The organism is Streptomyces aureocirculatus, from assembly GCF_000720475.1.
GTDB lineage: Bacteria > Actinomycetota > Actinomycetes > Streptomycetales > Streptomycetaceae > Streptomyces > Streptomyces aureocirculatus.
On sequence record NZ_JOAP01000008.1, the window covers coordinates 308284 to 331797 of the forward strand.

Annotated in this window: 18 protein-coding genes; 8 read left to right on the forward strand and 10 right to left on the reverse strand. The window is 71.4% G+C overall.

Features of this window, described 5'->3' with window-relative positions:
- The first annotated feature begins 29 nt into the window (after positions 1 to 29).
- Positions 30 to 269: a hypothetical protein gene (locus tag IG78_RS41925; protein WP_037685375.1), complete on the forward strand. Its 240-nt coding sequence runs from the start codon at positions 30 to 32 to the stop codon at positions 267 to 269.
- 47 nt (positions 270 to 316) lie between these two features.
- Here IG78_RS41925 and IG78_RS0110865 read toward each other — a convergent pair whose 3' ends face one another.
- From IG78_RS0110865 to aspS, 3 genes are all read right to left on the reverse strand, one after another.
- On the reverse strand, positions 317 to 1897 hold the full coding sequence (locus IG78_RS0110865; RefSeq protein ID WP_030561624.1) for an ABC transporter substrate-binding protein: 1581 nt from the start codon (positions 1895 to 1897) through the stop codon (positions 317 to 319).
- A gap of 82 nt (positions 1898 to 1979) precedes the next feature.
- The gene (locus IG78_RS0110870) at positions 1980 to 4334 is read right to left on the reverse strand and encodes a DEAD/DEAH box helicase family protein (protein ID WP_030561626.1); all 2355 of its coding nucleotides are present in this window, start codon (positions 4332 to 4334) and stop codon (positions 1980 to 1982) included.
- A gap of 356 nt (positions 4335 to 4690) precedes the next feature.
- Entirely contained in the window at positions 4691 to 6499 is a 1809-nt protein-coding gene (gene aspS, locus IG78_RS0110875; RefSeq protein WP_030561628.1) for an aspartate--tRNA ligase, read from the reverse strand.
- Between the two features lie 222 nt (positions 6500 to 6721).
- Between aspS and IG78_RS0110880 the strand changes: the two genes are divergently transcribed.
- Positions 6722 to 9244, forward strand: a complete 2523-nt coding sequence (locus IG78_RS0110880) for an ATP-binding SpoIIE family protein phosphatase (protein WP_199813246.1) — start codon at positions 6722 to 6724, stop codon at positions 9242 to 9244.
- Positions 9245 to 9580: 336 nt separating this feature from the next.
- Here the strand turns inward: IG78_RS0110880 and IG78_RS0110885 are convergent, their stop codons facing one another.
- Positions 9581 to 10504 carry a quinone oxidoreductase family protein gene (locus IG78_RS0110885; protein WP_030561632.1) on the reverse strand — a complete coding sequence of 308 codons (924 nt, stop codon included), beginning with the start codon at positions 10502 to 10504 and terminating at the stop codon, positions 9581 to 9583.
- Positions 10505 to 10593: 89 nt separating this feature from the next.
- Between IG78_RS0110885 and IG78_RS0110890 the strand changes: the two genes are divergently transcribed.
- Complete coding sequence (locus tag IG78_RS0110890) at positions 10594 to 11046, forward strand: MarR family winged helix-turn-helix transcriptional regulator (protein WP_030561634.1); 453 nt, start codon at positions 10594 to 10596, stop codon at positions 11044 to 11046.
- Positions 11047 to 11132: 86 nt separating this feature from the next.
- Here the strand turns inward: IG78_RS0110890 and IG78_RS0110895 are convergent, their stop codons facing one another.
- The 3 genes from IG78_RS0110895 to IG78_RS0110905 all read right to left on the reverse strand — a co-directional run bounded on the left by IG78_RS0110895 (position 11133) and on the right by IG78_RS0110905 (position 13978).
- Positions 11133 to 12176 (reverse strand): AI-2E family transporter, encoded by a 1044-nt coding sequence (locus IG78_RS0110895; protein WP_037685374.1) that lies wholly within the window; start codon positions 12174 to 12176, stop codon positions 11133 to 11135.
- A 233-nt stretch (positions 12177 to 12409) separates the two neighbouring features.
- Complete coding sequence (locus tag IG78_RS0110900; RefSeq protein ID WP_030561638.1) at positions 12410 to 13366, reverse strand: pirin family protein; 957 nt, start codon at positions 13364 to 13366, stop codon at positions 12410 to 12412.
- Between the two features lie 132 nt (positions 13367 to 13498).
- Positions 13499 to 13978, reverse strand: coding sequence for an SseB family protein (locus IG78_RS0110905; RefSeq protein WP_030561640.1), 480 nt, complete (start codon positions 13976 to 13978; stop codon positions 13499 to 13501).
- 175 nt (positions 13979 to 14153) lie between these two features.
- On the opposite strand from IG78_RS0110905, the gene IG78_RS0110910 reads away from it, so the two are divergent.
- From IG78_RS0110910 to IG78_RS0110925, 4 genes are all read left to right on the forward strand, one after another.
- Positions 14154 to 15149 (forward strand): alpha/beta fold hydrolase, encoded by a 996-nt coding sequence (locus IG78_RS0110910; RefSeq protein ID WP_078964992.1) that lies wholly within the window; start codon positions 14154 to 14156, stop codon positions 15147 to 15149.
- Between the two features lie 131 nt (positions 15150 to 15280).
- Entirely contained in the window at positions 15281 to 17107 is a 1827-nt protein-coding gene (locus IG78_RS0110915; RefSeq protein ID WP_030561645.1) for an acyl-CoA dehydrogenase, read from the forward strand.
- A 403-nt stretch (positions 17108 to 17510) separates the two neighbouring features.
- Positions 17511 to 18815 (forward strand): M18 family aminopeptidase, encoded by a 1305-nt coding sequence (locus IG78_RS0110920; protein WP_030561647.1) that lies wholly within the window; start codon positions 17511 to 17513, stop codon positions 18813 to 18815.
- Positions 18816 to 18885: 70 nt separating this feature from the next.
- Positions 18886 to 19383: an LURP-one-related/scramblase family protein gene (locus IG78_RS0110925; RefSeq protein ID WP_030561649.1), complete on the forward strand. Its 498-nt coding sequence runs from the start codon at positions 18886 to 18888 to the stop codon at positions 19381 to 19383.
- Positions 19384 to 19468: 85 nt separating this feature from the next.
- Here the strand turns inward: IG78_RS0110925 and IG78_RS0110930 are convergent, their stop codons facing one another.
- Positions 19469 to 20263 carry a carbon-nitrogen family hydrolase gene (locus IG78_RS0110930; RefSeq protein ID WP_030561651.1) on the reverse strand — a complete coding sequence of 265 codons (795 nt, stop codon included), beginning with the start codon at positions 20261 to 20263 and terminating at the stop codon, positions 19469 to 19471.
- 165 nt (positions 20264 to 20428) lie between these two features.
- Here IG78_RS0110930 and IG78_RS0110935 point away from each other — a divergent pair, with 165 nt between their 5' ends.
- On the forward strand, positions 20429 to 21253 hold the full coding sequence (locus IG78_RS0110935) for a maleylpyruvate isomerase family mycothiol-dependent enzyme (RefSeq protein WP_030561653.1): 825 nt from the start codon (positions 20429 to 20431) through the stop codon (positions 21251 to 21253).
- Positions 21254 to 21444: 191 nt separating this feature from the next.
- Here the strand turns inward: IG78_RS0110935 and IG78_RS0110940 are convergent, their stop codons facing one another.
- Both IG78_RS0110940 and IG78_RS0110945 read right to left on the reverse strand, forming a co-directional pair.
- The gene (locus IG78_RS0110940; protein ID WP_030561655.1) at positions 21445 to 22791 is read right to left on the reverse strand and encodes an MFS transporter; all 1347 of its coding nucleotides are present in this window, start codon (positions 22789 to 22791) and stop codon (positions 21445 to 21447) included.
- A complete protein-coding gene (locus IG78_RS0110945) occupies positions 22788 to 23480 on the reverse strand; it encodes a GntR family transcriptional regulator (protein WP_051852517.1) in 693 nt (230 codons plus the stop codon). The genes IG78_RS0110940 and IG78_RS0110945 overlap by 4 nt, the downstream gene beginning before the upstream one ends.
- Between the last annotated feature and the right edge of the window lie 34 nt (positions 23481 to 23514).

The following is a 23514-nucleotide window of genomic DNA, read 5'->3' on the forward strand; positions in this document are numbered from 1 at the left end:
TTCACGCTGACACACGTACGCTTCACACTATGCCCACGAATCCCGCTTCCGAGAGCACGCGGACCCCGCGTACCTCCGCCGAGGTGAACGAGGAGATCCGTGCGCTGTGGCTGCGTTGCGGCGGGCGCCTGAGCACCGAGCAACGGCGTGAGTACCAACGCCTTGTGACCGAGTGGGCCGCCGCCGAATCCCTGGCGCACAGCTCCCGGATCACCCCGAGCCCGCAGGCGCACGGCGCCCCCGAGCACGCCTCCGAACACGCCGCCTGACCGGCCCGTCCGACCGCCCGACCGGCCCCCGTCCCGCCCGTCACCCCTCACGTCCCGCTCGGCACCACGCAGTCCTTCGGCTGCGGCCGCCCCTCCGGCCATGCCAGGCCGACGAACGCCAGCTTCCGCGTACGGGGGTCGAGTTCGACGACGGCCATCGGCTTGTCGTACGGATTTCCGGCGTTGGTCAGACACACCCACCCACTGGTTCCGGCCACCCGGTGCGCGGACTCGAGGCGGGACCACTGGGCGGACACCCGCTCGCGCGGTGGCACCGCACCGGCCGACTGCGCGTTCGCCAGGTACACCGCCCGGGCGATCGTGCGCACCCCGTCGTGCACCAGCATGGTGCGGGAGTCGTCAAGCTCGACCGGGCCGATGTCCCCGGCGCCCTCCCGCCCGACGAGCCCGCGCAGCTCGTCCAGCTCCCGGGCGGGCTCGGCCAGGTGCGCGGGCCGGTTCTTCGCCCCGCGCGACGCCGCCGACCAGGCCGCGGGGTGCCCCGGGGCCGTGTACTGCACGGTGACCGTGGGCTCCTTGGCGCTCTCGTCGCCCCGGAGCTTGTTCCAGTCCGCGTCGCTCATGTACCGGTCGAGGGTCGCCGCACCCGAACCGCTCACAACCTTGTACTTCCTGCCGTGGCACGGCACCTCCGCCAGCTTGAGGGCGAAGAGCCGCAGGTGGGCGGGGCGCCCGGCGAAGTAGACGACCTTCGCCCTGGACTGGCAGATGTTGTGGCCGATCAGGGTGAAGTCGTTGCCGGTCTCCCCCGCATCGCTGATCGACGGTGAGACGAACGTCTGGTCCTTCGCCCCCGCCCGGCCCGGCTCGTCCCGGCTGAACGCCCGCGCCAGGGACTCGACATAGACGTCGTCCGGCCGGGTGTCCCTGACCAGGACGGTCTCGTCGTCGTTCAGATCGCCGTGGAACGCGGCGAGCGCCTCGGCCTGCTGCTGGTTGGTGGGGATCACGCGCGCGAGGCCCCGGAAGCGCGGCTTGCTCTCACGCCCCTCGGTGTTGGCGAGTTCGTCGGCGCTCGCGCGGCTGATCAGGACGGGGATGCGCAGCTCGTTGGTGAGCCGGTCCACGGCGTCGACCGTGTTGCGCAGACTCAGATTGAAACCGGTGACCGCGCGCAGATTGTGCCGCGTGGAGTCGGCGAGCACGGCGAGCTGGTCCACGACCCGCGCCTGCTGGCCGTAGTTCCGGCCGGGGTTGGCGAGAACCAGGCGAATCAGTGGCTTCTGCTCGGCGCGGTTCGCGCGGTACTGCGCGAGATAGGCGCCCTGGACGTCGCTGCGCAACTGCGCGCGCTCGGCGCCCGACTCCGGTTGCAGCGGCAGCATCATGGCCACCGTGATGTGCGGGCGGCCGTCCACGCGCCGGTTCTCCGCGGCGATCGCGTCGCTGACCTTGGTGATCTCCGGTGTGCCGAAGTCGTATCCGGAACCATTGACCCCGATGCACTCGCCGCCGTGCTTCTCCACACCGTCGGCGCAGTTGTCGGAGCCGCCCACGTTCCGCGGTACGACGATCGCCACCGTCGTCACCACCGCCACTGTCACCACGATCGTGACGGCCTTCTTCAGGCGCGTCGCCCACAGGTGGTTGTACAGCCAGTTCAGCACCGCGCCCGCCCTCTCCTGCCGTCGTGCATCGCCGCCCCCTGTACCGATCCGTACTGAGCCGCATGATCCGTACTGATCCGCGCTACCCGAGGTGCCGTGTGCACGCGCACGCGCTCAACGGCTGCCTCTCCTGCGCGAGTTGCGCCCACTCTCCCGCCATGCGCGTGAGCACCTCCGTGCCCGGCACCGGCTCGTCCGTGAGCCGGTCGAGCAACTGCCGCCAGGTGCCCGCGAGCGCCTGGTCGACCGGGCGCGTCCGGTCCTCGTACACCCACACCGCGTGCAGCAGCCGGTCGATCCGGCGCCGCAGCCAGTCGCCGCCGGACGGCGGTGCCTCCCCCAGGGCGCGCGCGTGCCGGTCGTCCGGCGCACCGGCGAGCGGGGCGGCGCAGGGGGCGCCCGCGATGGCGAGCAGTTCCGCGCACCACTCCCGCATCGAGCGGGTGGCGTCGCGCAGGGGGAACCCACCGGTCAGGTAGTCCACGGCGGCGTCGACGCCGCCCGCGGCGAGATGGTGGTGCGCGGCGTGCGCCGCCGCGGTGCCGCACTGGTCGTCGGCGGAGGGGAAGCGGTCGGCGAAGTGGTCGCGCAGCAGCACGTGGTCGGCCCGCCAGACGCCACCGTCCGCGCCCGCGCCATCACCTGCGCCCCTGCTCGCACCACCCGCGCCCGCGCCATCGCCTGTGCCCCCGCTCGCACCACCCGTGCCCGGGCCATCGCCTGTGCCCCCGCTCACACCGCCCGCGCCCCCGGCCCCGTCACCGCCCCCGGCCTCGTCCCCCCGCATCCGGTGCAACCGCCGCATCAGCAGATGCCGCAGCCCCCGGTCGCCGATGAAGTGGCGCGAGCACTGCGGCCAGCCGCTGTCGGCGAGCAGTTCGTCTATGCGGTACGCGGAGAGGCGCACATCGCGCCCCTCCTGCCAGGACTGCACAAGGCGCTGCGCGCACGCCCCGGTGTGCGCGACCGACAGATGGGTGAGCAGGTCGAGCCAGTGGTCGTGCTGCTCGGGCGGCAGTTCCTCGGGGAGCTGCCGGACGATCAGGTCGTCAAGGAGCAGGTCCGCCACGGGCACAGGACGCCCCTCCGGCTCGTTCCGCGACCGCACCGGGGCGTCGAGGAGGTCCCAGTCGGTGAACGCGTCCGGGTCCCGCACCCGTAACGACGCGGCGCCCTCCCCGAGCCGGGTGACGAACCGCGGCCGGCCGCCGCTGAGCCGGTGGACACCGCTCTCGACCCGCAGCCGCGACGCGTGCTCCCCGGGCGGATGCCCACCGGAGACCCGCGCCCCCGCGGCGCCGCCACGGCCGTGCCCCTGGAGCCGGGCGACCTCGTTGTTCTGCTGCTCGGTCGTCAGGGTGGGCATGCGGACGAGCAGTACGCCGCGCGCCGGGGCGACAAGACCGGGTACGCCGCCCCGCGTGCGCTGCCAGGCGGGCAGCCCACCGTCGGCGGGGCCCCAGACCGTCACGGTGCCCGCGTCGGCGTCCGTCGAGCGGTACAGGAAGCGGCCGCCGTCCGCGCGGCGGGCCGTCGCGCACACCACCACCCGGTCGTGGTGCCCGCTCTCCCGGTCGAGCAGGACGGGCCTGAGCAGTCGTCTGCCGAGCGGGTTGTCCGCGTGGTCGAGCAGCACCGCGGGGCGCCCGGCGCGCGCCATCCGCCCGCGCACCGACGCGTACGCCGCCTCGATGTCCTCGCGCAGCGCCCGGAACAGGAAGCTCTCGGCGTTGGCGCGCCCCTCGCCGCCCTGCTGGAAGTCCACGCTCAGGGCGTGCAGGCCGAGGCGCGGATGTCCGGCCGCACCCGAGTAGGCGCCGTAGCAGTCCTCAAGGGCCGCCCTGCCCTCCGAGGAGACCCGTTCGAAGAGTTCGTCGAGGATGGCGGTGATGAGTGGGGTGGCCAGGGGCTGGGCGGCGAGCAGGGCGGCGAGCGCGGCGAGGTAGGCGCGGAACGCCCGGTGCAGGACACCGCCCCAGAAGGAGCCCTTCGGCAGCAGGTCGTCGTGCCTGCGCACCTCTTCAAGGCCGGTGGCCGAAGCCGCCAGCGGGTCACCGGCGGCGACGGCCACCAGGCCCGCGTACAGGCGCGGCACCGGGATCGCGCCGCCGTCGCCGCCCCACGCCCCGAACTGCACGGCCAGTTCCCGCAGGGCCTCGGTGACGTCGGAGCGGGTGGTGGGGTGCTGGGCGGCGCGCTCGGCGTACACGGGGGCGGCGCAGTCCAGGTGGGCGGCCGGGACATGGCGTCCGAACTCGTCCCGTACGCAGCGCAGGAGCCGTCCCTTGCCCATGCCGGGGCCGCCGGTGAGCAGGACGACCGGCAGGTCGGGTCCGTACAGGAGCGGGCGGTTGCGCCCCTTGTGGGTCTTGCCGAGCAGCCGGGCGACCAGCCCGTCGTCGTCCAGCAGCTTGCCGAATCCCAGGTCGTCGGACACCGGCCCCCCGATGTGTCGCCGTTCGGCGCGTCCTCAACACGTTCCCGACGCGGGTGCGCACGGCGCGCGTCCCGGCGCGGGTGCGTTCCGAGTGCGCTCCGTACGCGCTTGGTGTGCGCTTGATGGACAGTCAGGGTAGTGGAGCGACCAGGGGGTTGGGGAGGTTCCGCCCACTCCCGCTCCACCGAGGACCCGTACGGCGCTCCACCGAGGACCGGTACGGCGCTCCACCGATGACCCGTACGGCAAGGAGGCCCACTCACGGCAGAGGGGCCCGGAACCACTCAGGTCCCGGGCCCCTCCCTGCCGTGCGGCAAGCGCTACTTGGCGCCCTGCTCCCCCTTGCCGGAGGCGCCTTACTTGCCGGAGGCGTTCTCCTTGCCGGCGGCGCCCTCGGTGCGGGCCGGGGCGGCCGGCTTGCGCAGCGAGATGTTCAGCTCCCTGAGGCGGGACTCCTCCAGCTCGGTCGGGGCGCCCATCATGAGGTCCTGGGCGTTGCCGTTGAGCGGGAAGGCGATCGTCTCGCGGATGTTCGGCTCGTCGGCGAGCAGCATCACGATGCGGTCGACGCCGGGGGCGATGCCACCGTGCGGCGGGGCGCCGAGGCGGAACGCGCGCAGCATGCCCGCGAACTCCTGCTCGACGGTCTCCGCCTCGTAACCCGCGATCTCGAAGGCCTTCAGCATGACCTCGGGCTCGTGGTTACGGATGGCGCCGGAGGACAGCTCGATGCCGTTGCAGACGATGTCGTACTGCCAGGCGAGGATGTCCAGCGGGTCCTTCTCCTCCAAGTCCTTCATGCCGCCCTGGGGCATGGAGAACGGGTTGTGGGAGAAGTCGATCTTCCCGGTGTCCTCGTCCTTCTCGTACATCGGGAAGTCGACGATCCAGCAGAACCGGAAGACGTTCTCCTCGAAGTGCCCGGCGCGCTTGGCGGCCTCGACGCGCACCGCACTCATGATCTTCGAGACGTCGTCGAACTCGCCCGCGCCGAAGAATACGGCGTGGCCGGGGACCAGGGACAGGCGCTTGGTCAGCTCCTGGACGTCGCCCTCGGTGAGGAACTTGGCGATCGGGCCCGCGAACGCGCCGTCCTCGCCGACGCGGATCCAGGCCAGTCCCTTCGCGCCGTGCTCGACGGCGTACTCACCGAGGCCGTCGAAGAACTTGCGGGACTGCCCGGCCGTGTCCGGCACCGGCAGGGCACGCACGTGCTTGCCCGCGAACGCCTTGAACTCCGAGTCCGCGAACACATCGGTGATGTCGACGAGTTCGAGCTTGGCGCGCAGGTCGGGCTTGTCGTTGCCGTACTTGAGCATCGACTCGCGGAACGGGATGCGGGGGAACGGCGAGGTCACCTCGCGGCCACCGCCGAACTCCGTGAACAGCTCCGTCATCAGCTTCTCGATGGGCTGGAAGACGTCCTCCTGCTCCACGAAGGACATCTCCACGTCGAGCTGGTAGAACTCGCCCGGCGAGCGGTCCGCGCGGGCGTCCTCGTCGCGGAAGCACGGCGCGATCTGGAAGTACCGGTCGAAGCCGGAGATCATCAGGAGCTGCTTGAACTGCTGCGGGGCCTGCGGCAGGGCGTAGAAGCGGCCCGGGTTCAGTCGCGAGGGGACCACGAAGTCGCGCGCGCCCTCGGGGGAGGTCGCGGTGAGGATCGGGGTCGCCATCTCGTTGAAGCCGAGGGCCACCATCTTCGAGCGGATCGAGGCGATCACGGCGCTGCGCAGCATGATGTTGCGGTGCATGCGCTCGCGGCGCAGGTCCAGGAAGCGGTACTCCAGGCGCCGCTCCTCGTTCACGCCGTCCTCGGCGTTGATCGTGAAGGGCAGCGGGGCGGCCGCGCCGAGCACCTCGACCTCGACGGCCTCGATCTCGACCTCGCCGGTGGGCAGCTCCGGGTTCACGTTCTCCGCGCCGCGCGAGACGACCTTGCCGTCGACGCGGACGACCGTCTCCTTGGAGAGCTTGTCCAGGGTCTCGGCCGCGGCGGTGCCGGGGCGGGCGACGAGCTGCGTGATGCCGTAGTGATCACGGATGTCGATGAAGAGGATGCCGCCCAGGTCGCGCCGATTGTGCAGCCATCCGCTCAGCCGGACGTCGGTGCCGACGTCAGAGGCCCGGAGTTCACCGCACGTGTGCGACCTGTACCGATGCATCGTCGTTCATCCAGTCTTTCGGAATCGGGGGGGTGCCCGCCCGGGGGCGTGCCGGGGGCGGACGTCAAGAAGGTGCTTGCGAATCAAGGCTACCGTCCGGCGGGAGATCGCTTCCCCCCATATATCGGGAGGTCACTTCTCCCCGTATGTGGGGAGCGCCGCCGGGCCGCGCGGACGGACATACGGTGGCGAGCGGCGCATCAGTGTTCCTAAAGTGATGCAATGCGCACCGATGAGCCCCGCGAGCAGGTGGGGGAAGGTTCCCTGCCTCCCGGACGGGACTCCCTCACACCAGTGGAGGACTCCTTGCCGCCCGTGGGCGACTCCCTGCCGCCCGTGGCGGACGTGCTCGCGGCGATCGCCACCGGCCTGTGGCGCTGGGACAACGCCACCGGAATCGTCACCCTGGACGCCGAGGCGGCCCGGCTGCTCGGCCTGCCCCCGCACGCCCGGATCACCACCGAGGCGGCGGTCCGCTCCCGCTTCCACCCGGTCGACTGGAACGAGATCCACGGCATCGTGCAGCTCGCCGTCGCCGAGGACACCCTCGCCGAGGCCCGGCTGCGGATCATGGACGAGCAGGGCCGCCGCGTACTGCGTACGGTGCGCAGCCGCACCCGGCCGATCGTGCACGAGAAGGCGAACACCTACGAGCTGATCGGCACCCTCCAGGAGGTCGGTGAGCCCGCCCCCGGCGCCGCCGCCCGCGCGCCCGTCACCGGCGACTGGCGGCGCTCCCGGGAGGCCTTCCTGCTCGACGCGGGCCGCGCGCTGGCGGAGGCGCGCTCCACGGAGGAGGTCCTGCGGGTCGCCGCGGGCCTGTCGATGCCCGGCTTCTCGCCGGACGGGCTCGCCGTCTTCGGTGCCAGGGGCGACCGTCTCACCGTCGTCGGCCACCACGGGCACCACGGCTTCGGGGACGACGACCCGCTCGCCTCCATGCCCCTGGACACGGAGTATCCCGCCACCGAGGTGCTGCGCACCGGCCGCGCGGTCTACCTCTCCTCCCCGGAGGAGTACCGCCGCCGCTATCCGACCACCTGGCCGCTGGTGTCGCGGTTCGAGCGACGGTCGTGGGCCTTCCTGCCGCTGACCGTCGCGGGCCGCACCATGGGCGCGTGGATGGCGGCGTTCACCTACCCCGTCTCGTTCACGCCCGACGAGCGCTCCGTCCTGACGACGGTCGCCCGGATGCTGGCGCAGGCCCTTTCGCGGGCCGGGGTCGCGGAGTCCGAGCGTGAGCTGACCGACGGCCTCCAGCGCTCCATGCTGCCGATGCTCGGCCCGGAGATCCCCGGCATGAGCGTGGCCGCGCGCTATGTGCCGACGGGCGGCGGCCTCCAGGTCGGCGGCGACTGGTACGACGTGATTCCGCTGCCCAGCGGCCGCATCGCCTTCGTCATCGGCGACGTACAGGGCCATGACGTGCGGGCGGCGGGCCTGATGGGCCAGTTGCGCATCGCCCTGCGTGCGTACGCCTCCGAGGGGCACCGCCCGGACGCCGTGCTCTCCCGCGCGACCCGCTTCCTGTCCGGCGTCATGGACGGCATCGCCTACGGCTCGACGGACACCCGTGAGGACCGCGACAACCGCGAGGACCGCGACGAGATGGCGGGCGACCCGCGGTTCGCGACGTGCCTCTACGTAGAGGCCGACCCCACGACCGGTGTCCTGGAGATCGCCCGCGCGGGCCACCCCGAACCCGTCATACGCATGAGTGACGGAACGGTTCTCCAGAGACCCATCGCGGGCGGCCTGCCCCTGGGCATCGACCCGGACGCCGACTACCCCACGACCCGGCTCGTCCTCGACGCCGGCGAGACGATGCTGGTCTGTACGGACGGCCTGATCGAGACGGGCGGCCACGACCTGGAGACGGGCTGGGCACGGATCCGGAGCGTGCTGGAGCGGGAGGGGCACGAACCCGAGCCGTACGAAGCGCAGCCCTCCGGGGCGCGGCCGTACGAAGCGCAGCCCTCCGGGGCACAGCCGTACGAAGCGCAGCCCTCCGGGGCACAGCCGTACGAAGCGACGCCCTCCGTAGCGCAGCCGTACGAAACCGAGCCCTACGTAGGGCAGCCGTACGAAGCGCGGCCCTCCGGGGAGCAGCCGTACGAAACCGACAGCTCCGTAGCGCAGCCGTACGAAACCAGGTCCTACGAGGCGCAGGCGGCCGAGAGCGACAGTCTGGAGGCGCTCGCCGACGCCCTCGTGCAGGCCGTGCACGGGCCGTCCTCGCACCACACCACGGGCCCGCTCGCCGACCGCAGGGAGGACGACATCGCCGTACTCCTGCTGCGCCGTACCGACCGCCCCGAGCGGAGAGCCCGCACCCGCCGCACGATGCTGACCATCGCTCAGGCCGAGCCGGAGCGCGTGGCGGGTGCCCGCAGCCATCTGCGGGCCCTGCTGCACGACTGGGCGGACTCCGACCAGGTCGACTCGGCGGTCCTGCTGGTCTCCGAGATGATCACCAACGTCCTGGTGCACACGGACGGCGACGCGCTCCTGGTCGCGGAGGTCACCGGCGAGGAGGGCACGCGCAGGCTCCGCGTGGAGGTCTCCGACGGCAGCGACGACCTGCCGCACAAGCGCAGGCCCGGCGAGCTCGCGTCCTCGGGCCGCGGCCTGGTGCTCATGGAGCTGCTCGCGCACCGGTGGGGGGTGGACCCCCGGGGCGAGGGCAAGAGCATCTGGTTCGTGCTGTACGAGGAGTCGGGGAGCCCCGAGGAGACGGCCGCGTAGTCGCGGTGGGCCCTGGGAGCTGTCCGGCCGGTCATGTGGTCGCCGGCTGATCTGCTCGTTGTTTCGGGCATGGGGCGGGAACGCGGCGATCTGTCGGACGTGGAGTGGGAGCGGCTGCGGCCCTTGCTGGCGGTGAGCAATGGGCGGTGCGGTCGGTGGCGTGATCACCGCTAGGTGATCGATGGGATCGAGAACACCAGGGCGAGACTCCGCGGCCGAGCCTGGTCGGCCGGCTGTGGAGGTGGTGAGCGAGGTGAGGGCCTGGGCTTTCGTGCGGCGGCTTCACCAGCAAGATCCACCTCAGCGCCGACGGCCGCTGCACCTCCCGGATTGCCCCTAAGGGACAAGGACGACCTTTCCGAGGTTACGGCGCTGCTCGATGAGGGTGTGGGCTCGGGCGGCGTCGTCGAGGGGGATCTCCTCATGTACGGCGGTGCGCAGGGTGCCCGCGTCGCGCATCTGCCAGAGTTCGCGCAGCCAGCGATCGTAGAGTTCAGGCTTGCCTACAGCGATGGCCCGCATCTGGAAGCCGATCATCGAGGCGCCGCGGACCAGGAGTTCGTACGCCTCCACCGTGCCGCCGCCGGAGCTGAAGGCCACCAGTCGGCCGCCCGTCGCCAGGGCTCGTACAGCGGGGCCGAGAAGGTCACCGCCGACGCCGTCGAGAATCACGTCGTACGGGGCGCCCCAGTCGGCGTCCTTGTAGAGGACGACCTCGTCGGCACCCAGCCCTCGGACGAAGTCGGCCTTGTCGGCGCTGCTGACGGCGGCGACGACGCGTGCTGCCCCACCGGCCTTGGCGTACTGAAGGGCGAGCGTGCCCACTGCGCTGGCCGCCGCCGTGACCAGGACCGACTCGCCGGGCTCCACACGTGCAGCCTCGTAGGCGCCACGAGCCACCAGCCCGCTGCGGACCAGCGCGACCGCCTCCACGGCACTCGCGCCGTTCGGGACCGGGGAAGTCATGGCGGTGTTCAGAACCGCGAACTCGGCGTAGGCGTCAGCGAAGCACAGCCCGGTGACGCGGTCTCCGACTCCGAAGGCGGTGACTCCCGCGCCCAGGGCGACGACCTCCCCGGCGACCTCGCCGCCGAACGGGATCGGCTCGCTGCCCTCCCGCACCTTGCGCACGGTGGGCAGGGTCACCCCGACCGCCTCGACCCGGAGCAATACCTCCCCGGCTCCAGCCTCGGGTCGGTCGACCTCCTCGGCGAACAGCACCTCGGGTCCACCGTTGACCTCATGGCGAATGCGCAGCACAGGACCTCCCCGATCCGGACTCATTGGGTGACCCAACGATAAAGCGAATGTCATTGGGAGGTCCAATGACTTTTGGATAGGCTGAGCACATGGCCTCGGACCTCCAGCGCATTCAGTCCCTGCCGACGTGGCTCGTCGGCCGTGTCGCGGCGCGTGGCCGGGGCATGGTCGCCGACGCGATCGCCGCGGAGGGGTTGAAGCTCATGCACCACGCGGTACTGGCCGCGACGGCCGAGTGCGGGCCCGTCACCCAGGCCGACCTGAGCCGTCGGCTGGCCGTCGACCCCAAGGACATGGTCGGCATCCTCAACCACCTCCAGAAGGAGGGCCTCGTCCTGCGCGCCCCCCACCCCTCCGACCGCCGCAAGAACGCCGTCACCGTCACCCCGGAGGGCACGGCCGTCCTCACGCGCTGCGGAGCTCTGGCCGAAGCCGCCAATGCCGAACTGCTGGCACCCCTCACCCCGGATGAGCAGAAGCAGTTGTTGGCGCTGCTGACCCGGCTCCACGAGACAACGGAGAGCTGGCCTGATCACACATGATCGGCGGGGACAGCTCCTGGGGCGCGTCGGCGCCGCGGCGGTGGGTGCGCATTGCTGGGTCCTAGGTGGGTGCGCATTGCTGGGTCCTAGGCGGCGTCGGGGCCGCGGTAGTGGGTGCGCATTTCGGAGACGACCCCGAACGCGGCGGCCGTCAGGGGCACGGCGAGCAGCATCCCGATGATCCCGGCGACGGACGCGCCCGCGGTGATGGCCAGCATCACCACCGCCGGATGCATCTGCACGGTGCGGCTCTGGATCACCGGCTGGAGTACATGCCCTTCGAGTACCTGCACGGCGAGGACCACGCCGAGTGCCCACAGCGCGATGACGAGACCGCGGTCGGCGAGCGCCACGAGCACGGCGATGGCGCCGGACAGGAACGCCCCCAGGTAGGGAATGTAGGCGCCCACGAAGACCAGCGCCCCGAGCCCGGCGGCGCCCGGCACGCGCAGGATCAGCAGGCCGACGGTGATGCACACGGCGTCGATGAGCGCGATGACCGTGGTCCCGCGCATGAAGCCCTCGACGGCAGTGAACGCGCGCCTGGCCATCGCCTCGACGGTGTCGGCGGAGGACTCGGGCACCAGGGAGCGCAGGGCGCCCGCGGCCTTGTGGGAGTCCCGCAGGAAGAAGAAGACGAGCAGCAGCGCGAGCACGGCGGTGGCGATCATCTGGCCGACGACGCTGATCCCGCTGACGACCCCGGACGCGGCCGTGCCGCCGAACTTGCCGAGCAGGTCCTTGGCGTTGGACGCGAGGTCGTCGAGGGAGGTCCCGGCCACGCTGAAGTGCTTCGACAGGTCGACGGCGGCCTGCTTCAGGGACGCGATGATCTGGTCGCCGGTGTCGATGAGGGCCTTGACGACGATGTACGTGGCTCCGCCGACGACGGCCAGGACGGCCGCGCAGGTCAGACCCGCCGCGAGGGAGCGCTGGACGTGCATCCGCACGAGCCGCCGGTACAGCGGCCCGAGCAGCGCCGTCCCGAGCAGCGCGAGCAGCACGGGCGTCACAGCCGTCTTCAGGACCGTGCACAGCCACACGCCGACGCCCGCGACACCGGCCACGAGCAGCACGACCACACACCAGGCGGCGAGCCGCCGCACGGCTTCGGGCAGAAGGGTATGCACGGGACCACCCGAGCACAGGAGTACGGCCCACGCATGCGCTGCGTAGGCCGTACGGCAGTGCGCGCGCACGCACTGCGTGGGGCGTACGGCAGTGCGCGCGCACGCACTGCGTGGGGCGTACGGCAGTGCGCGCGCACGCACTGCGTGGGCTGTACGGCAGTGCGGGGCGGAACGGGTGGCTCAGCCCATCCGCACCGCCCGCACCCGTTCCCGTCCCTTCCGTCCCCTCCGGGTTACATGCCGTGAACGGCCGGAACCGAACCCAGCAGCCCCTTCTGGAAGTCCTCGAAGGCCTGCTGCAGCTCCGCGCGGGTGTTCATCACGAACGGCCCGTAGTGCGCCATGGGCTCCCGGATCGGCTGCCCGCCGAGGAGTACGACCTCCAAGTCGGGCGTGTGCGAGTCCTGCTTCTCGTCCGCACGGACGGTCAGCGAGGACCCGGCCCCGAACACCGCGGTCTGCCCCAGGGCGACGGGCCGCCGCTCGGCGCCCACCGACCCGCGGCCTGCGAGCACATAGGCGAGCCCGTTGAAGTCCTCCCGCCAGGGAATCGATACTTCAGCCCCGGGGCGCACCGTCGCGTGGATCATGGTGATCGGGGTGTGGGTGATCCCAGGTCCCTCGTGCCCGTCCAGCTCACCTGCGATGACGCGGAGCAGCGCGCCACCGTCCCCGGTGGTCAGGAGCTGCACCTGGCCGCCGCGGATGTCCTGGTAGCGGGGGTCCATCATCTTGTCCTTGGCGGGCAGGTTCACCCACAACTGGAGCCCGTGGAAGAGCCCACCGGACATGACGAGCGACTCCGGCGGCGCCTCGATGTGCAGCAGCCCGGACCCGGCGGTCATCCACTGGGTGTCACCGTTGCGGATGGTGCCGCCGCCGCCGTTGGAGTCCTGGTGGACGAAGGTGCCGTCGATCAGGTACGTCACGGTCTCGAAGCCGCGGTGCGGGTGCCAGGGGGTGCCCTTGGGCTCCCCCGCGGCGTACTCCACCTCGCCCATCTGATCCATCATGATGAACGGGTCGAGGTACTTGTAGTTGATCCCGGCGAAGGCGCGGCGCACCGGGAACCCTTCGCCCTCGAAGCCGGTAGGCGCGGTCGTCACGGTGAGCACGGGGCGTGCCACCGCGTCGGCCGGCGCGACCACCTTGGGCAGGGTCAGCGGATTCTCGACGGTCACTGCAGGCATGTTTGGGGCCTCCTTGTACGCTCAGGTTAGTTGAACGTAGAACTTTCTGCCACTGGGAACGCGGAACGCCCGGAGGGCATTCCCTCCGGGCGTTCCGGTGATCACTGGTGGCGCGGCTCCTGGCCGAAACCGTCAGCCGTACATGCGGCGCATGGCGAAGTCGACCATCTGCTCGACGGCCTTCGCGTCGAACACCATGCGGTGCTCACCCTCCATGTCGAGGACGAAGCCGTAGCCGGTCGGCAGCAGGTCGATGACCTCGGCGCCGGTGATCACGAAGTACTTCGAGTCCTTACCGGCGTACCGGCGCAGCTCCTTGAGCGACGTGAACATCGGGATGACCGGCTGCTGGGTGTTGTGCAGCGCGAGGAAGCCGGGGTTGTCGCCGCGCGGGCAGTACACCTTCGACGTGGCGAAGATCTGCTGGAAGTCCTCGGCGGACATCGATCCCGTGGTGAACGCGCGCACCGCGTCCGCGAGGGACGGCGGCGACGGCTCCGGATACAGCGGGGGCTGCTGGCCGTATCCACCGGGCATCTGGCCTTGCGGCGGCGGCTGTTGCGGCGGGGCGTACCCCTGCCCCGCGCCCGCGTGCTGGTCGTAGCCGTACATACGGGCCAGGGTACCGACCCCGACGCGGGCGCCGTACGCGGTCGGGGACGTGACTTTTATATAGCGAGCGCTAGACAAAGGAGAGACGCGGGGGCTACGGTTTCTATAGCGCCGACTACAGAACACGGGTCGCCGCGAGCCGAACCTGTCCAAAGGATCCGAGGGGGGACCACGCATGCCTACGAGCACGACCGCGACCACGACCACGACCACGACCACGACGACCGAGTCCGAGGTCGAGACCGAGGACAAGGCCGCTACCGAGAGCAAGGCCGCTACCGAGACCGATGCCGAGCCCGCAGCGACCGACGCGCCCACGAAGCTCCGAGCCGTGCGCGCGGCGACGACCGGTGCGGGCCCGGTCCTGCTCCTGGCGCACGGCGCGGGCGGCTCCGTCGACGCCAACTTCGGCCCGGTGCTCCCGGCCCTGGCGGCCACGCACAGAGCGGTCGCCGTCGACTATCCGGGCACGGGGGCGACACCGAGGGCCACGACCCCCCTCACCCTGGACGGCCTCGCGGACGAGCTGGTGGCGGCGGCCGACGCGCAGGGCGCGGACACCTTCGCGCTCGCCGGGTATTCCCTGGGCACGGCGGTCGCCGTCCGTGTCGCGGCCCGCCATCCGTCGCGGGTGACCGCCCTGGTCCTGACCGCGCCCTTCGCCCGCCCCGACACGCGTATGACCCTGGCCGCCCGGACCTGGCACCACCTGGCGACGGCGGGGAGCACGCCCCGTGACCGGACGGCGCTGGCCCGCTTCCTGCTCCCGGTCGCCCTCAGCCCGGCGGCGCTGGCCGCCCTGTCCGAGGAGGAGGTCGAGCAGGCCGTGCGGAGCACGGCGGATTCGGTGCCGGAGGGCACCCCCGAGCACGTGGACCTGGTGCTGCGCACGGATGTCCGCGCGGACCTCGCCGCGATCACGGCGCCCACGCTGGTCATAGCGACGACCCAGGACCAGTTGGTCCCGCTCTCCGTCCAGCGCGAGGTCGCGGCCGGAATCAGCGGTGCGCGCACGTCCGATCTGGCCACCGGACACCTGCCCTTCGCGGAGCGCCCCGAGGAGTGGCAGCAGCTCATGGGCGACTTCCTCGGCGGCTTCCTGCCGGAAAGGACGGACGGAACGCACAGGACGCACAGGCCGCACGGGTGGAAGGAAGGCCCGGCCAGGTAGACCCTGCTCACACTTGGGGGATCAGGGGTTGCCTCTTATTACCGACGGGTAGCATCATGGGGAGCGATTAGCTACTTACTGGTACGCCTACGAGGATTCCAGCCTCCCGAGCCACTTACGGAGCCGTCGCCATGGGGCACTACAAGTCGAATCTCCGCGACATCGAGTTCAACCTCTTCGAGGTGCTCGGCCGCGACCAGCTTTACGGCAGCGGCCCGTTCGCGGAGACGGATGTCGAGACCGCCAAGAGCATTCTCAGCGAGCTGTGCCGTCTCGCGGAGAACGAGCTGGCCGAGTCCTACGAGGACGCCGACCGCAACCCGCCGGTGTTCGACCCGGAGACCAACACCGCACCGGTCCCGGCCTCCTTCAAGAAGAGCTACCAGGCCTTCATGGACTCCGAGTACTGGCGTCTCGGCCTGCCCGAGGAGATCGGGGGCACCACGGCCCCCCGCTCCCTCATCTGGGCGTACGCGGAGCTCCTGCTCGGCGCCAACCCGGCGGTCTGGATGTACTCCTCGGGTCCGGCGTTCGCCGGCATCCTCTTCGAGGAGGGCACCGAGGCGCAGAAGAAGGTCGCCGAGATCGCCGTGGAGAAGCAGTGGGGCTCCACCATGGTCCTCACCGAGCCGGACGCCGGTTCGGACGTGGGGGCGGGCCGCACCAAGGCCGTGCAGCAGGTGGACGGCTCCTGGCACATCGAGGGCGTGAAGCGCTTCATCACGTCCGGTGAGCACGACATGTCGGAGAACATCCTCCACTACGTCCTCGCCCGCCCCGAGGGCGCGGGCCCGGGTACCAAGGGCCTGTCCCTGTTCCTGGTCCCCAAGTTCGAGTTCGACTGGGAGACCGGCGAGCTCGGCGAGCGCAACGGCGTGTACGCGACGAACGTCGAGCACAAGATGGGCCTGAAGGCGTCCAACACCTGCGAGATGACCTTCGGCGACAAGCACCCCGCCAAGGGCTGGCTGATCGGCGACAAGCACGACGGCATCCGCCAGATGTTCCGCATCATCGAGTTCGCCCGCATGATGGTGGGCACCAAGGCGATCTCCACGCTCTCCACCGGTTACCTGAACGCCTTGGAGTACGCCAAGGAGCGCGTGCAGGGCCCCGACCTCGCGCAGTTCATGGACAAGGCCGCGCCGAAGGTGACGATCACTCACCACCCGGATGTGCGCCGCTCCCTGATGACGCAGAAGGCGTACGCGGAGGGCATGCGCGCCCTGGTCCTGCACACGGCGGCCGTGCAGGACGAGATCGCGGTCAAGGAGGCGAACGGCGACGACGCGTCCTCGCTGCACGCGCTGAACGACCTCCTCCTGCCCATAGTCAAGGGCTACGGCTCGGAGAAGGCCTACGAGCAGTTGGCGCAATCGCTCCAGACGTTCGGCGGCTCGGGGTACCTCCAGGAGTACCCGATCGAGCAGTACATCCGCGACGCCAAGATCGACACGCTCTACGAGGGCACCACCGCCATCCAGGGCCAGGACTTCTTCTTCCGGAAGATCGTCCGCAACCAGGGTGCCGCGCTGAACGGTCTGGCCGAGGAGATCAAGAAGTTCCTCGCCGTCGGCTCCGGTGGCGAGGAGCTCGCCGGTGCGCGGGAGGAGCTGGCCAAGGCGGCCGTCGAGCTGGAGGCCATGGTCGGCGTCATGCTCACGGACCTCGCGGCCACGGAGCAGGACGTCAAGGCCATCTACAAGGTGGGCCTCAACACCACCCGCCTCCTCCTCGCCTCCGGCGATGTCGTCGTCGGCTATCTGCTGCTGCGCGGTGCCGCGGTGGCCGCCGAGAAGCTCACGAGCGCCGGCGCCAAGGACGCGGCCTTCTACCGGGGCAAGATCGCTGCCGCCAAGTTCTTCGCGGCGAACATACTCCCCGGCGTCACCACCGAGCGCGCCCTCGCCGAGGGAGTCTCCCTCGACCTCATGGAACTCGACGAGTCCGCCTTCTAACCCCCTAGGGGCCCAGCCCCCAACCCGGTGGCCCGCCCACCCCAGGACGGGCCACCACCACACCACCCACAGCGGCTGCACCCACCGACCCCGCCCAGCGACCCGCCCACACCAACACCCGCAGACGGCAAGCCCTCCACGGGAGACGCCCACCCCCCGGCGGGCAGCAACGGGCGGGCGGGAGACACCCGACGCGAAGCGGCGGGAACGAACGGGGCCGCAGACGCCAACGATGGGCACCCCGCACGGGAGACGCCCACCCCCCGGCGGGCAGCAACGGGCGGGCGGGTGGGAACACCCGACGCGAAGCGGCGGGACCGAACGGGGCCGCACGCCCACGGCGGGCACCCCCACCGCAGGTGGGCCACGCAGCGGGCCCAGGGGCCTGACTAGGCTGGCAGCCATGAGCACTCGCCCCCGCTTCGACCGCGGCCACACCGACGACCTCATCAGCTTCCTCGCGGCAAGCCCCTCGCCGTACCACGCCGTGGCGAGCGCCGCCGAACGCCTGGAGAAGGCCGGCTTCCGCCAGGTCGAGGAGACCGAGGCGTGGGACGGCAGCACCGGCGGCAAGTATCTGCTGCGGGGCGGCGCGATCGTCGCCTGGTTCGTGCCGGAGGGCGCCGCCGCCCACACCCCGTACCGCATCGTGGGCGCCCACACCGACTCCCCGAACCTGCGGGTCAAGCCGCTGCCGGACACCGGGGCACACGGCTGGCGCCAGGTAGCCGTCGAGATCTACGGCGGGCCGCTGCTCAACTCCTGGCTGGACCGCGACCTGGGCCTGGCAGGCCGCCTCTCCCTGCGGGACGGCACATCGCGCCTGGTCAACGTGGACCGCCCGCTGCTCAGAGTGCCGCAACTGGCCATCCACATGGACCGTTCGGTGCACACCGACGGGCTGAAGCTCGACAAGCAGAAGCACATGCAGCCCATCTGGGGGCTCGGCACCGACGTCCGCGAGGGCGACCTCATCCGGTTCGTGGAGGAGGAGTGCGGCCTGGCGCCGGGCGACGTCACCGGCTGGGACCTGATGACGCACTCCGTGGAGCCGCCCGCCTACCTGGGCCGCGACCGCGAGCTGCTGGCGGGCCCGCGGATGGACAACCTGCTGTCCGTGCACGCGGCCACGGCGGCGCTGGCGGCCGTGGCCACCGCTTCCGACGCCGACGCGCTCCCGTACATTCCCGTGCTGGCCGCGTTCGACCACGAGGAGAACGGCTCGCAGTCCGACACCGGCGCCGACGGCCCGCTGCTCGGCACGGTCCTGGAGCGTTCGGTGTTCGCGCGCGGCGGTACGTACGAGGACAAGGCTCGGTCCTTCGCGGGCACCGTCTGTCTGTCCTCCGACACGGGCCACGCCGTCCACCCCAACTACGCCGAGCGGCACGACCCGACGCACCACCCGCGGGCCAACGGGGGACCGATCCTGAAGGTGAACGTCAACAACCGGTACGCCACGGACGGCGGCGGCCGGGCCGTGTTCGCCGCCGCCTGCGAGAAGGCGGGCGTGCCGTTCCAGTCGTTCGTGTCCAACAACGCGATGCCCTGCGGCACGACGATCGGCCCGATCACCGCGGCCCGGCACGGCATCAAGACGGTCGACGTGGGCGTGGCCATCCTGTCGATGCACAGCGTGCGCGAGCTGTGCGGCGCCGACGACCCGCACCTCCTCGCGGACGCGCTGCGGGCGTTCCTCGAAGGCTGAACCGGGCCGGGCGGGGCCGAACAGGGCGTCCGCGCGAGCGGAACGTCCGTTTCGGGGTACTCATGGCCGCATGAAGCTACTCGTACGCGACCGCGTGTTCGGCATCGGCGACGACTACTGGATCGAGGACGACCAGGGACGCAAGGTCTTCCTCGTCGACGGCAAGGCGATGCGCCTGCGGGAGACCTTCGAGCTGAAGGACATGCAGGGGCGGGTCCTCATCGACATCCACGTGAAGATGCTGTCCGTGCGCGACACGATGGTGATCGAGCGCGAGGGCGAGCCGCTGGCCACGGTGAAGCGCAAGCGGCTCTCCCTGCTGCGCAACCACTACCGCGTGGCGCTCGCGGACGGCTCCGAGCTGGACGTCAGCGGCAAGATCCTGGACCGCGAGTTCGCCGTCGAGTACGAGGGCGAACTGCTCGCCGACATCTCCCGCCGCTGGTTCACCGTCCGCGACGCCTACGGCGTCCAGATCACCCGCGAGGACGCCGACCCGGCCCTCCTCCTCGCGGTGGCGGTCTGCGTGATCCGCCTCGCGGAAAAGGAGCGGGGCCAGGCGGACTAGCCCCCTCCGCTTCCCCTCCGCTTCCCTTCCGGGCGCCCTCACCCACTCCCCCTGCGGGCGCCCCCGCCCGCGGCAACCGTGACGCCTACGGCAACCTACGGTCCTTGAGGGCCGGGAACTGCTCCCGGGTCTCAGCGACCTTACGGAGGTCGAGGTCCACGGTGAGGACCTCCTCCTCCGCCCCGGCCGCCTCGGCCAGAACCTCACCCCAGGGGTCGACCACCACACTCGCCCCGGCCTGGGGCACCCCCGCGTGCGTCCCCGCGGTCCCACAGGCCAACACGAACACCTGGTCCTCCACGGCCCGCGCCCGCGCGAACAACGACCAGTGCGACCGCCGCCGCGCGGGCCACCCGGCGGGCACCACGAACACCTCGGCGCCCGCGTCGACGAGGCCCCGGAAGAGCTCGGGAAAACGAAGGTCGTAGCAGGTCGCGAGGCCGAGGACGGCCTCGGGTACCCGGACGGTGGCGAGCTCGGTGCCCGCGCCCATCAGGACCGCCTCGCCCTTGTCGAAGCCGAAGCGGTGGATCTTGCGGTAGGAGGCGGCGAGCTCCCCCTCGGGCGAGAAGACGAGCGAGGTGTTGTACAGCGCCCCCTCGCCCGCGGCGTCCCGCTCGGGGATCGACCCGGCGTGCAGCCACACCCCCGCCTCCCGCGCGGCCTTGGCCATCACCTCGTACGTAGGCCCTGCGAGCGGCTCGGCCTCCGCGGCGAAGGACTCGTACGCGAACGCCCCGGTCGTCCACAGCTCGGGCAGCACGACCAGGTCGGGACCCTCCCGCTCGGCGACCTCGCGCACCAGCGAAGACACGCGCTCACGCCGGGAATTAACTGGTTCGTCATCATCTACGGCGATCTGGAGGAGAGAGGCGCGCACACTACCACCGTCCTGGCATTCGAGCCGTCAACTAGGCCTACGATCGTCATACGAAAGCACTGCCGGGGTGCCCGCGGGCAGCGTACTGTGCCTTTCCGGGGGTACCCCCCGGGCCCCCAGCATCCCAAGACACCCACCGCCCGCGTACGACCGCCGAGGGGTCCCGTGAGTCTTCATCCCAGCCTTCAAACCTACGCCGATGCCTGGACCCACGCAGTGGAAGCGATATCCGAGCTGGTGTCACCCCTCGCCGAGAGCGAGTGGAACCGCGCGACCCCCTGCCCCGCCTGGTCCGTGCGGGACATCGTGTCCCACGTCATCGGTCTCGACTGCGAGATGCTGGGCGACCCGCGGCCGATCCACACCCTGCCCCGGGACCTGTACCACGTACAGACCGAGAGCCAGCGGTACATGGAGATGCAGGTCGACGTCCGCCGGCACCACACGGCGCCCGAGATGACCTCCGAGCTGGAGTACACCATCATCCGCCGCTCCCGGCAGTTGCGGAACGAGTCCCGCGACCCGTCGGCGAAGATCCGCGGCCCGCTCGGCACCGAACAGACCCTGGAAGTGGCCTCGCGGGTACGGGCGTTCGACGTCTGGGTGCACGAACAGGACCTGCGCACGGCCCTGAACAAGCCGGGGAACCTCGACTCACCGGGCGCCTATGTCGCCCGCGACCTGCTGTTGCAGGGGCTGCCGAAGGTCGTCGCGGAGAAGGCGGGCGCCCCCGCGAGCTCGGCGGTCGTCTTCGACGTCAACGGACCCGTCGAGTTCCTGCGCACGGTGCGTGTCGACGCGGAGGGCAAGGCCACGGTCGACAGCGCCCCCTCCCTCGGCCCGCTCGTCACCATCGGCATGGACTGGGACATCTACTTCCGCCTCGCCTGCGGGCGGGTGACGTACGCGGCGGTCAGGGACCGCGTCAAGGTCGAGGGCGACCAGGACCTCGGTGACGCGATCCTGCGGGACTTCGCGGTCACGCCGTAGCCGTCGGCCGGGGGTTCCGGGGGTGGGCCCGGAACCCGGCCGTCCGCACCGGGGGCGCGTCGCACGGGAACGCGCCCGTCACACCGGGACGTACGCCGTCGCGCATCCGAGCACGTACGCCGCGCATCCAGGCTCGTACGCCGTCGCGCAGCCAGGCCGGTACGCCGCCACGCCTCCGCGTGCGCGCGCCGTCACACCGGAACGTGCACCGTCTCCACCCTGCTCGCCACGAGCCGCTCCCGCTCCCGTCGCGCCGCCCGGTTGCGCAGCCGCAGGATCTGGCTGACGCCGAGCGCCTCCAGGACGAAGACCGCGGAGAACGCGACGCGGTAGTTGTCGCCGGTCGCGTCGAGCAGCACACCGATGGCGAGGAGCGTCGTCATCGAGGCGATGAAACCACCCATGTTGGTGATGCCGGACGCCGTTCCCTGCCGCTCCGGCGGGTTCGCGGGGCGCGCGAAATCGAAGCCGATCATCGAGGCGGGACCGCAGGCGCCGAGCACCACGCACAGCACCACGAGCAGCCACAGCGGCGCGTGGTCCCCGGGGTGGGCGAGCGTGGCCGCCCAGACGGCCGCCGTGGCCGCGACCGTGCCGAGCGCCAGCGGCAGCCGCGCCGCGTGATGCCGGGCGACGACCTGCCCGTACACGAGCCCGATCGCCATGTTGGCGAGGACGACCAGCGTGAGCAGCTCCCCCGCCGCCCCCCTGGACAGGCCCTGCGCCTCGACCAGGAAGGGCAGGCCCCACAGGAGCAGGAACACCATCGCGGGGAACTGCGTCGTGAAGTGCACCCACAGGCCGAGCCGGGTGCCGGGCTCCCGCCAGGAGAGCGCGATCTGCTCGCGTACGTAGCCCGGGCCCGTGCCGCGCGCCCCGGAGCCCGCGCCGGGGCGCGGGGCGACCGGCTCCGGCTCGTGGCCCTCAGGGTGGTCCTTCAGGAACAGGGTCATGAGGACGAGGACGAGGACCCCGGCGAGGGAGCTGCCCGCGAACGCGGCGGTCCAGCCGATCTCGTGCAGCATGCGGGCGATGACCAGCGTCGAGACCAGGTTGCCCGCCATGCCCACAAGCCCCGCGAGCTGCGCGACGAGCGGGCCGCGGCGGGCCGGGAACCAGCGGGTGCCGAGCCGCAGCACGCTGATGAACGTCATCGCGTCGCCGCAGCCGAGGAGCGCGCGCGACGCGAGAGCCGTGCCGTACGAGGGCGAGAGCGCGAAGCCGAGCTGGCCGAGGGTGAACAGGACCACCCCGAACGTGAGGACCTTCTTCGTGCCGAGGCGGTCCACCATCAGGCCGACGGGTATCTGCATGCCCGCGTACACCAGGAGCTGGAGTATCGAGAACGTGGAGAGCGCCGAGGCGCCCACGTGGAAGCGGTCGGCGGCGTCCAGGCCCGCGACGCCGAGCGAGGTGCGGAAGATGACGGCGACGAAGTAGACGGCGACGCCCACGGACCAGACGAGGACGGCCCCGCGGCCGCCCGGCGGGTCCCCCGGCAGTTGTGCCGCTCCGGCGGACGGCGCGCCGGTGGTCATCGTGCCGCTCCCCGCGCCAGGTTCTGGAACCAGCCGACGTGCCGCGTGACCACGTCGACGGCCGCGTCGGTGTCCTGCGCCGTCAGGGCGGCGAGGAGCTCCTCGTGCTCGGCGAGGGTCTTGGCGATGCGGTCGGGGTGGGAGTGCATCACGGCGACGCCCATCCGCAACTGCCGGTCGCGCAGTTGGTCGTAGAGGCGGGACAGGATGTCGTTGCCGCCACTGCGGACGATCTCGGCGTGGAAGCAGCGGTCGGTGACCGCCGCCGCGGTGTAGTCGCCGGCCGCGGCCTGCTCCCGTTGCTGTTCGAGCAGCTTTGTGAGCCGGTCGAGCAGTCCGGGCGGCGCGGGCACGGCCTTGCGCACGGAGTGGGTCTCGACGAGGAGCCGGGTCTCCACGACGTCCGCGATCTCCTGGGCGGAGACCGGCAGGACGAGGGCGCCCTTCTTCGGGTAGAGCCGCAGCAGCCCCTCGACCTCCAGCTTGAGCAGGGCCTCGCGGACCGGCGTGCGGGACACACCGACGGCTTCGGCCAGCTCGCCCTCGGTCAGGAGCGTGCCGCCCTCGTAGCGGCGCGCCAGGACGCCCTCCTTGACGTGGGTGTAGACGCGCTCGGCGGCGGGGGGCTGCTTCAGGGACTTGGGGGAGGGGTGGGGGGTGACCGGGGGGGCGGGTGGGGCGGCGGGCATGCGCACAGCATAGATACAAGACGTATACGTGGGG

Bases quoted from the DNA above. Each gene is read 5' to 3' on its own strand.
- IG78_RS0110915 (WP_030561645.1), top strand. From the start codon at position 15,281: ATGGGGCACTACAAGTCGAATCTCCGCGACATCGAGTTCAACCTCTTC.
- IG78_RS0110880 (WP_199813246.1), top strand. From the start codon at position 6,722: ATGCGCACCGATGAGCCCCGCGAGCAGGTGGGGGAAGGTTCCCTGCCT.
- IG78_RS0110920 (WP_030561647.1), top strand. From the start codon at position 17,511: ATGAGCACTCGCCCCCGCTTCGACCGCGGCCACACCGACGACCTCATC.
- IG78_RS0110940 (WP_030561655.1), bottom strand. From the start codon at position 22,791: ATGACCACCGGCGCGCCGTCCGCCGGAGCGGCACAACTGCCGGGGGAC.
- IG78_RS0110905 (WP_030561640.1), bottom strand. From the start codon at position 13,978: ATGTACGGCTACGACCAGCACGCGGGCGCGGGGCAGGGGTACGCCCCG.
- aspS (WP_030561628.1), bottom strand. From the start codon at position 6,499: ATGCATCGGTACAGGTCGCACACGTGCGGTGAACTCCGGGCCTCTGAC.
- IG78_RS0110945 (WP_051852517.1), bottom strand. From the start codon at position 23,480: ATGCCCGCCGCCCCACCCGCCCCCCCGGTCACCCCCCACCCCTCCCCC.
- IG78_RS0110925 (WP_030561649.1), top strand. From the start codon at position 18,886: ATGAAGCTACTCGTACGCGACCGCGTGTTCGGCATCGGCGACGACTAC.
- IG78_RS0110900 (WP_030561638.1), bottom strand. From the start codon at position 13,366: ATGCCTGCAGTGACCGTCGAGAATCCGCTGACCCTGCCCAAGGTGGTC.
- IG78_RS0110890 (WP_030561634.1), top strand. From the start codon at position 10,594: ATGGCCTCGGACCTCCAGCGCATTCAGTCCCTGCCGACGTGGCTCGTC.
- IG78_RS41925 (WP_037685375.1), top strand. From the start codon at position 30: ATGCCCACGAATCCCGCTTCCGAGAGCACGCGGACCCCGCGTACCTCC.
- IG78_RS0110910 (WP_078964992.1), top strand. From the start codon at position 14,154: ATGCCTACGAGCACGACCGCGACCACGACCACGACCACGACCACGACG.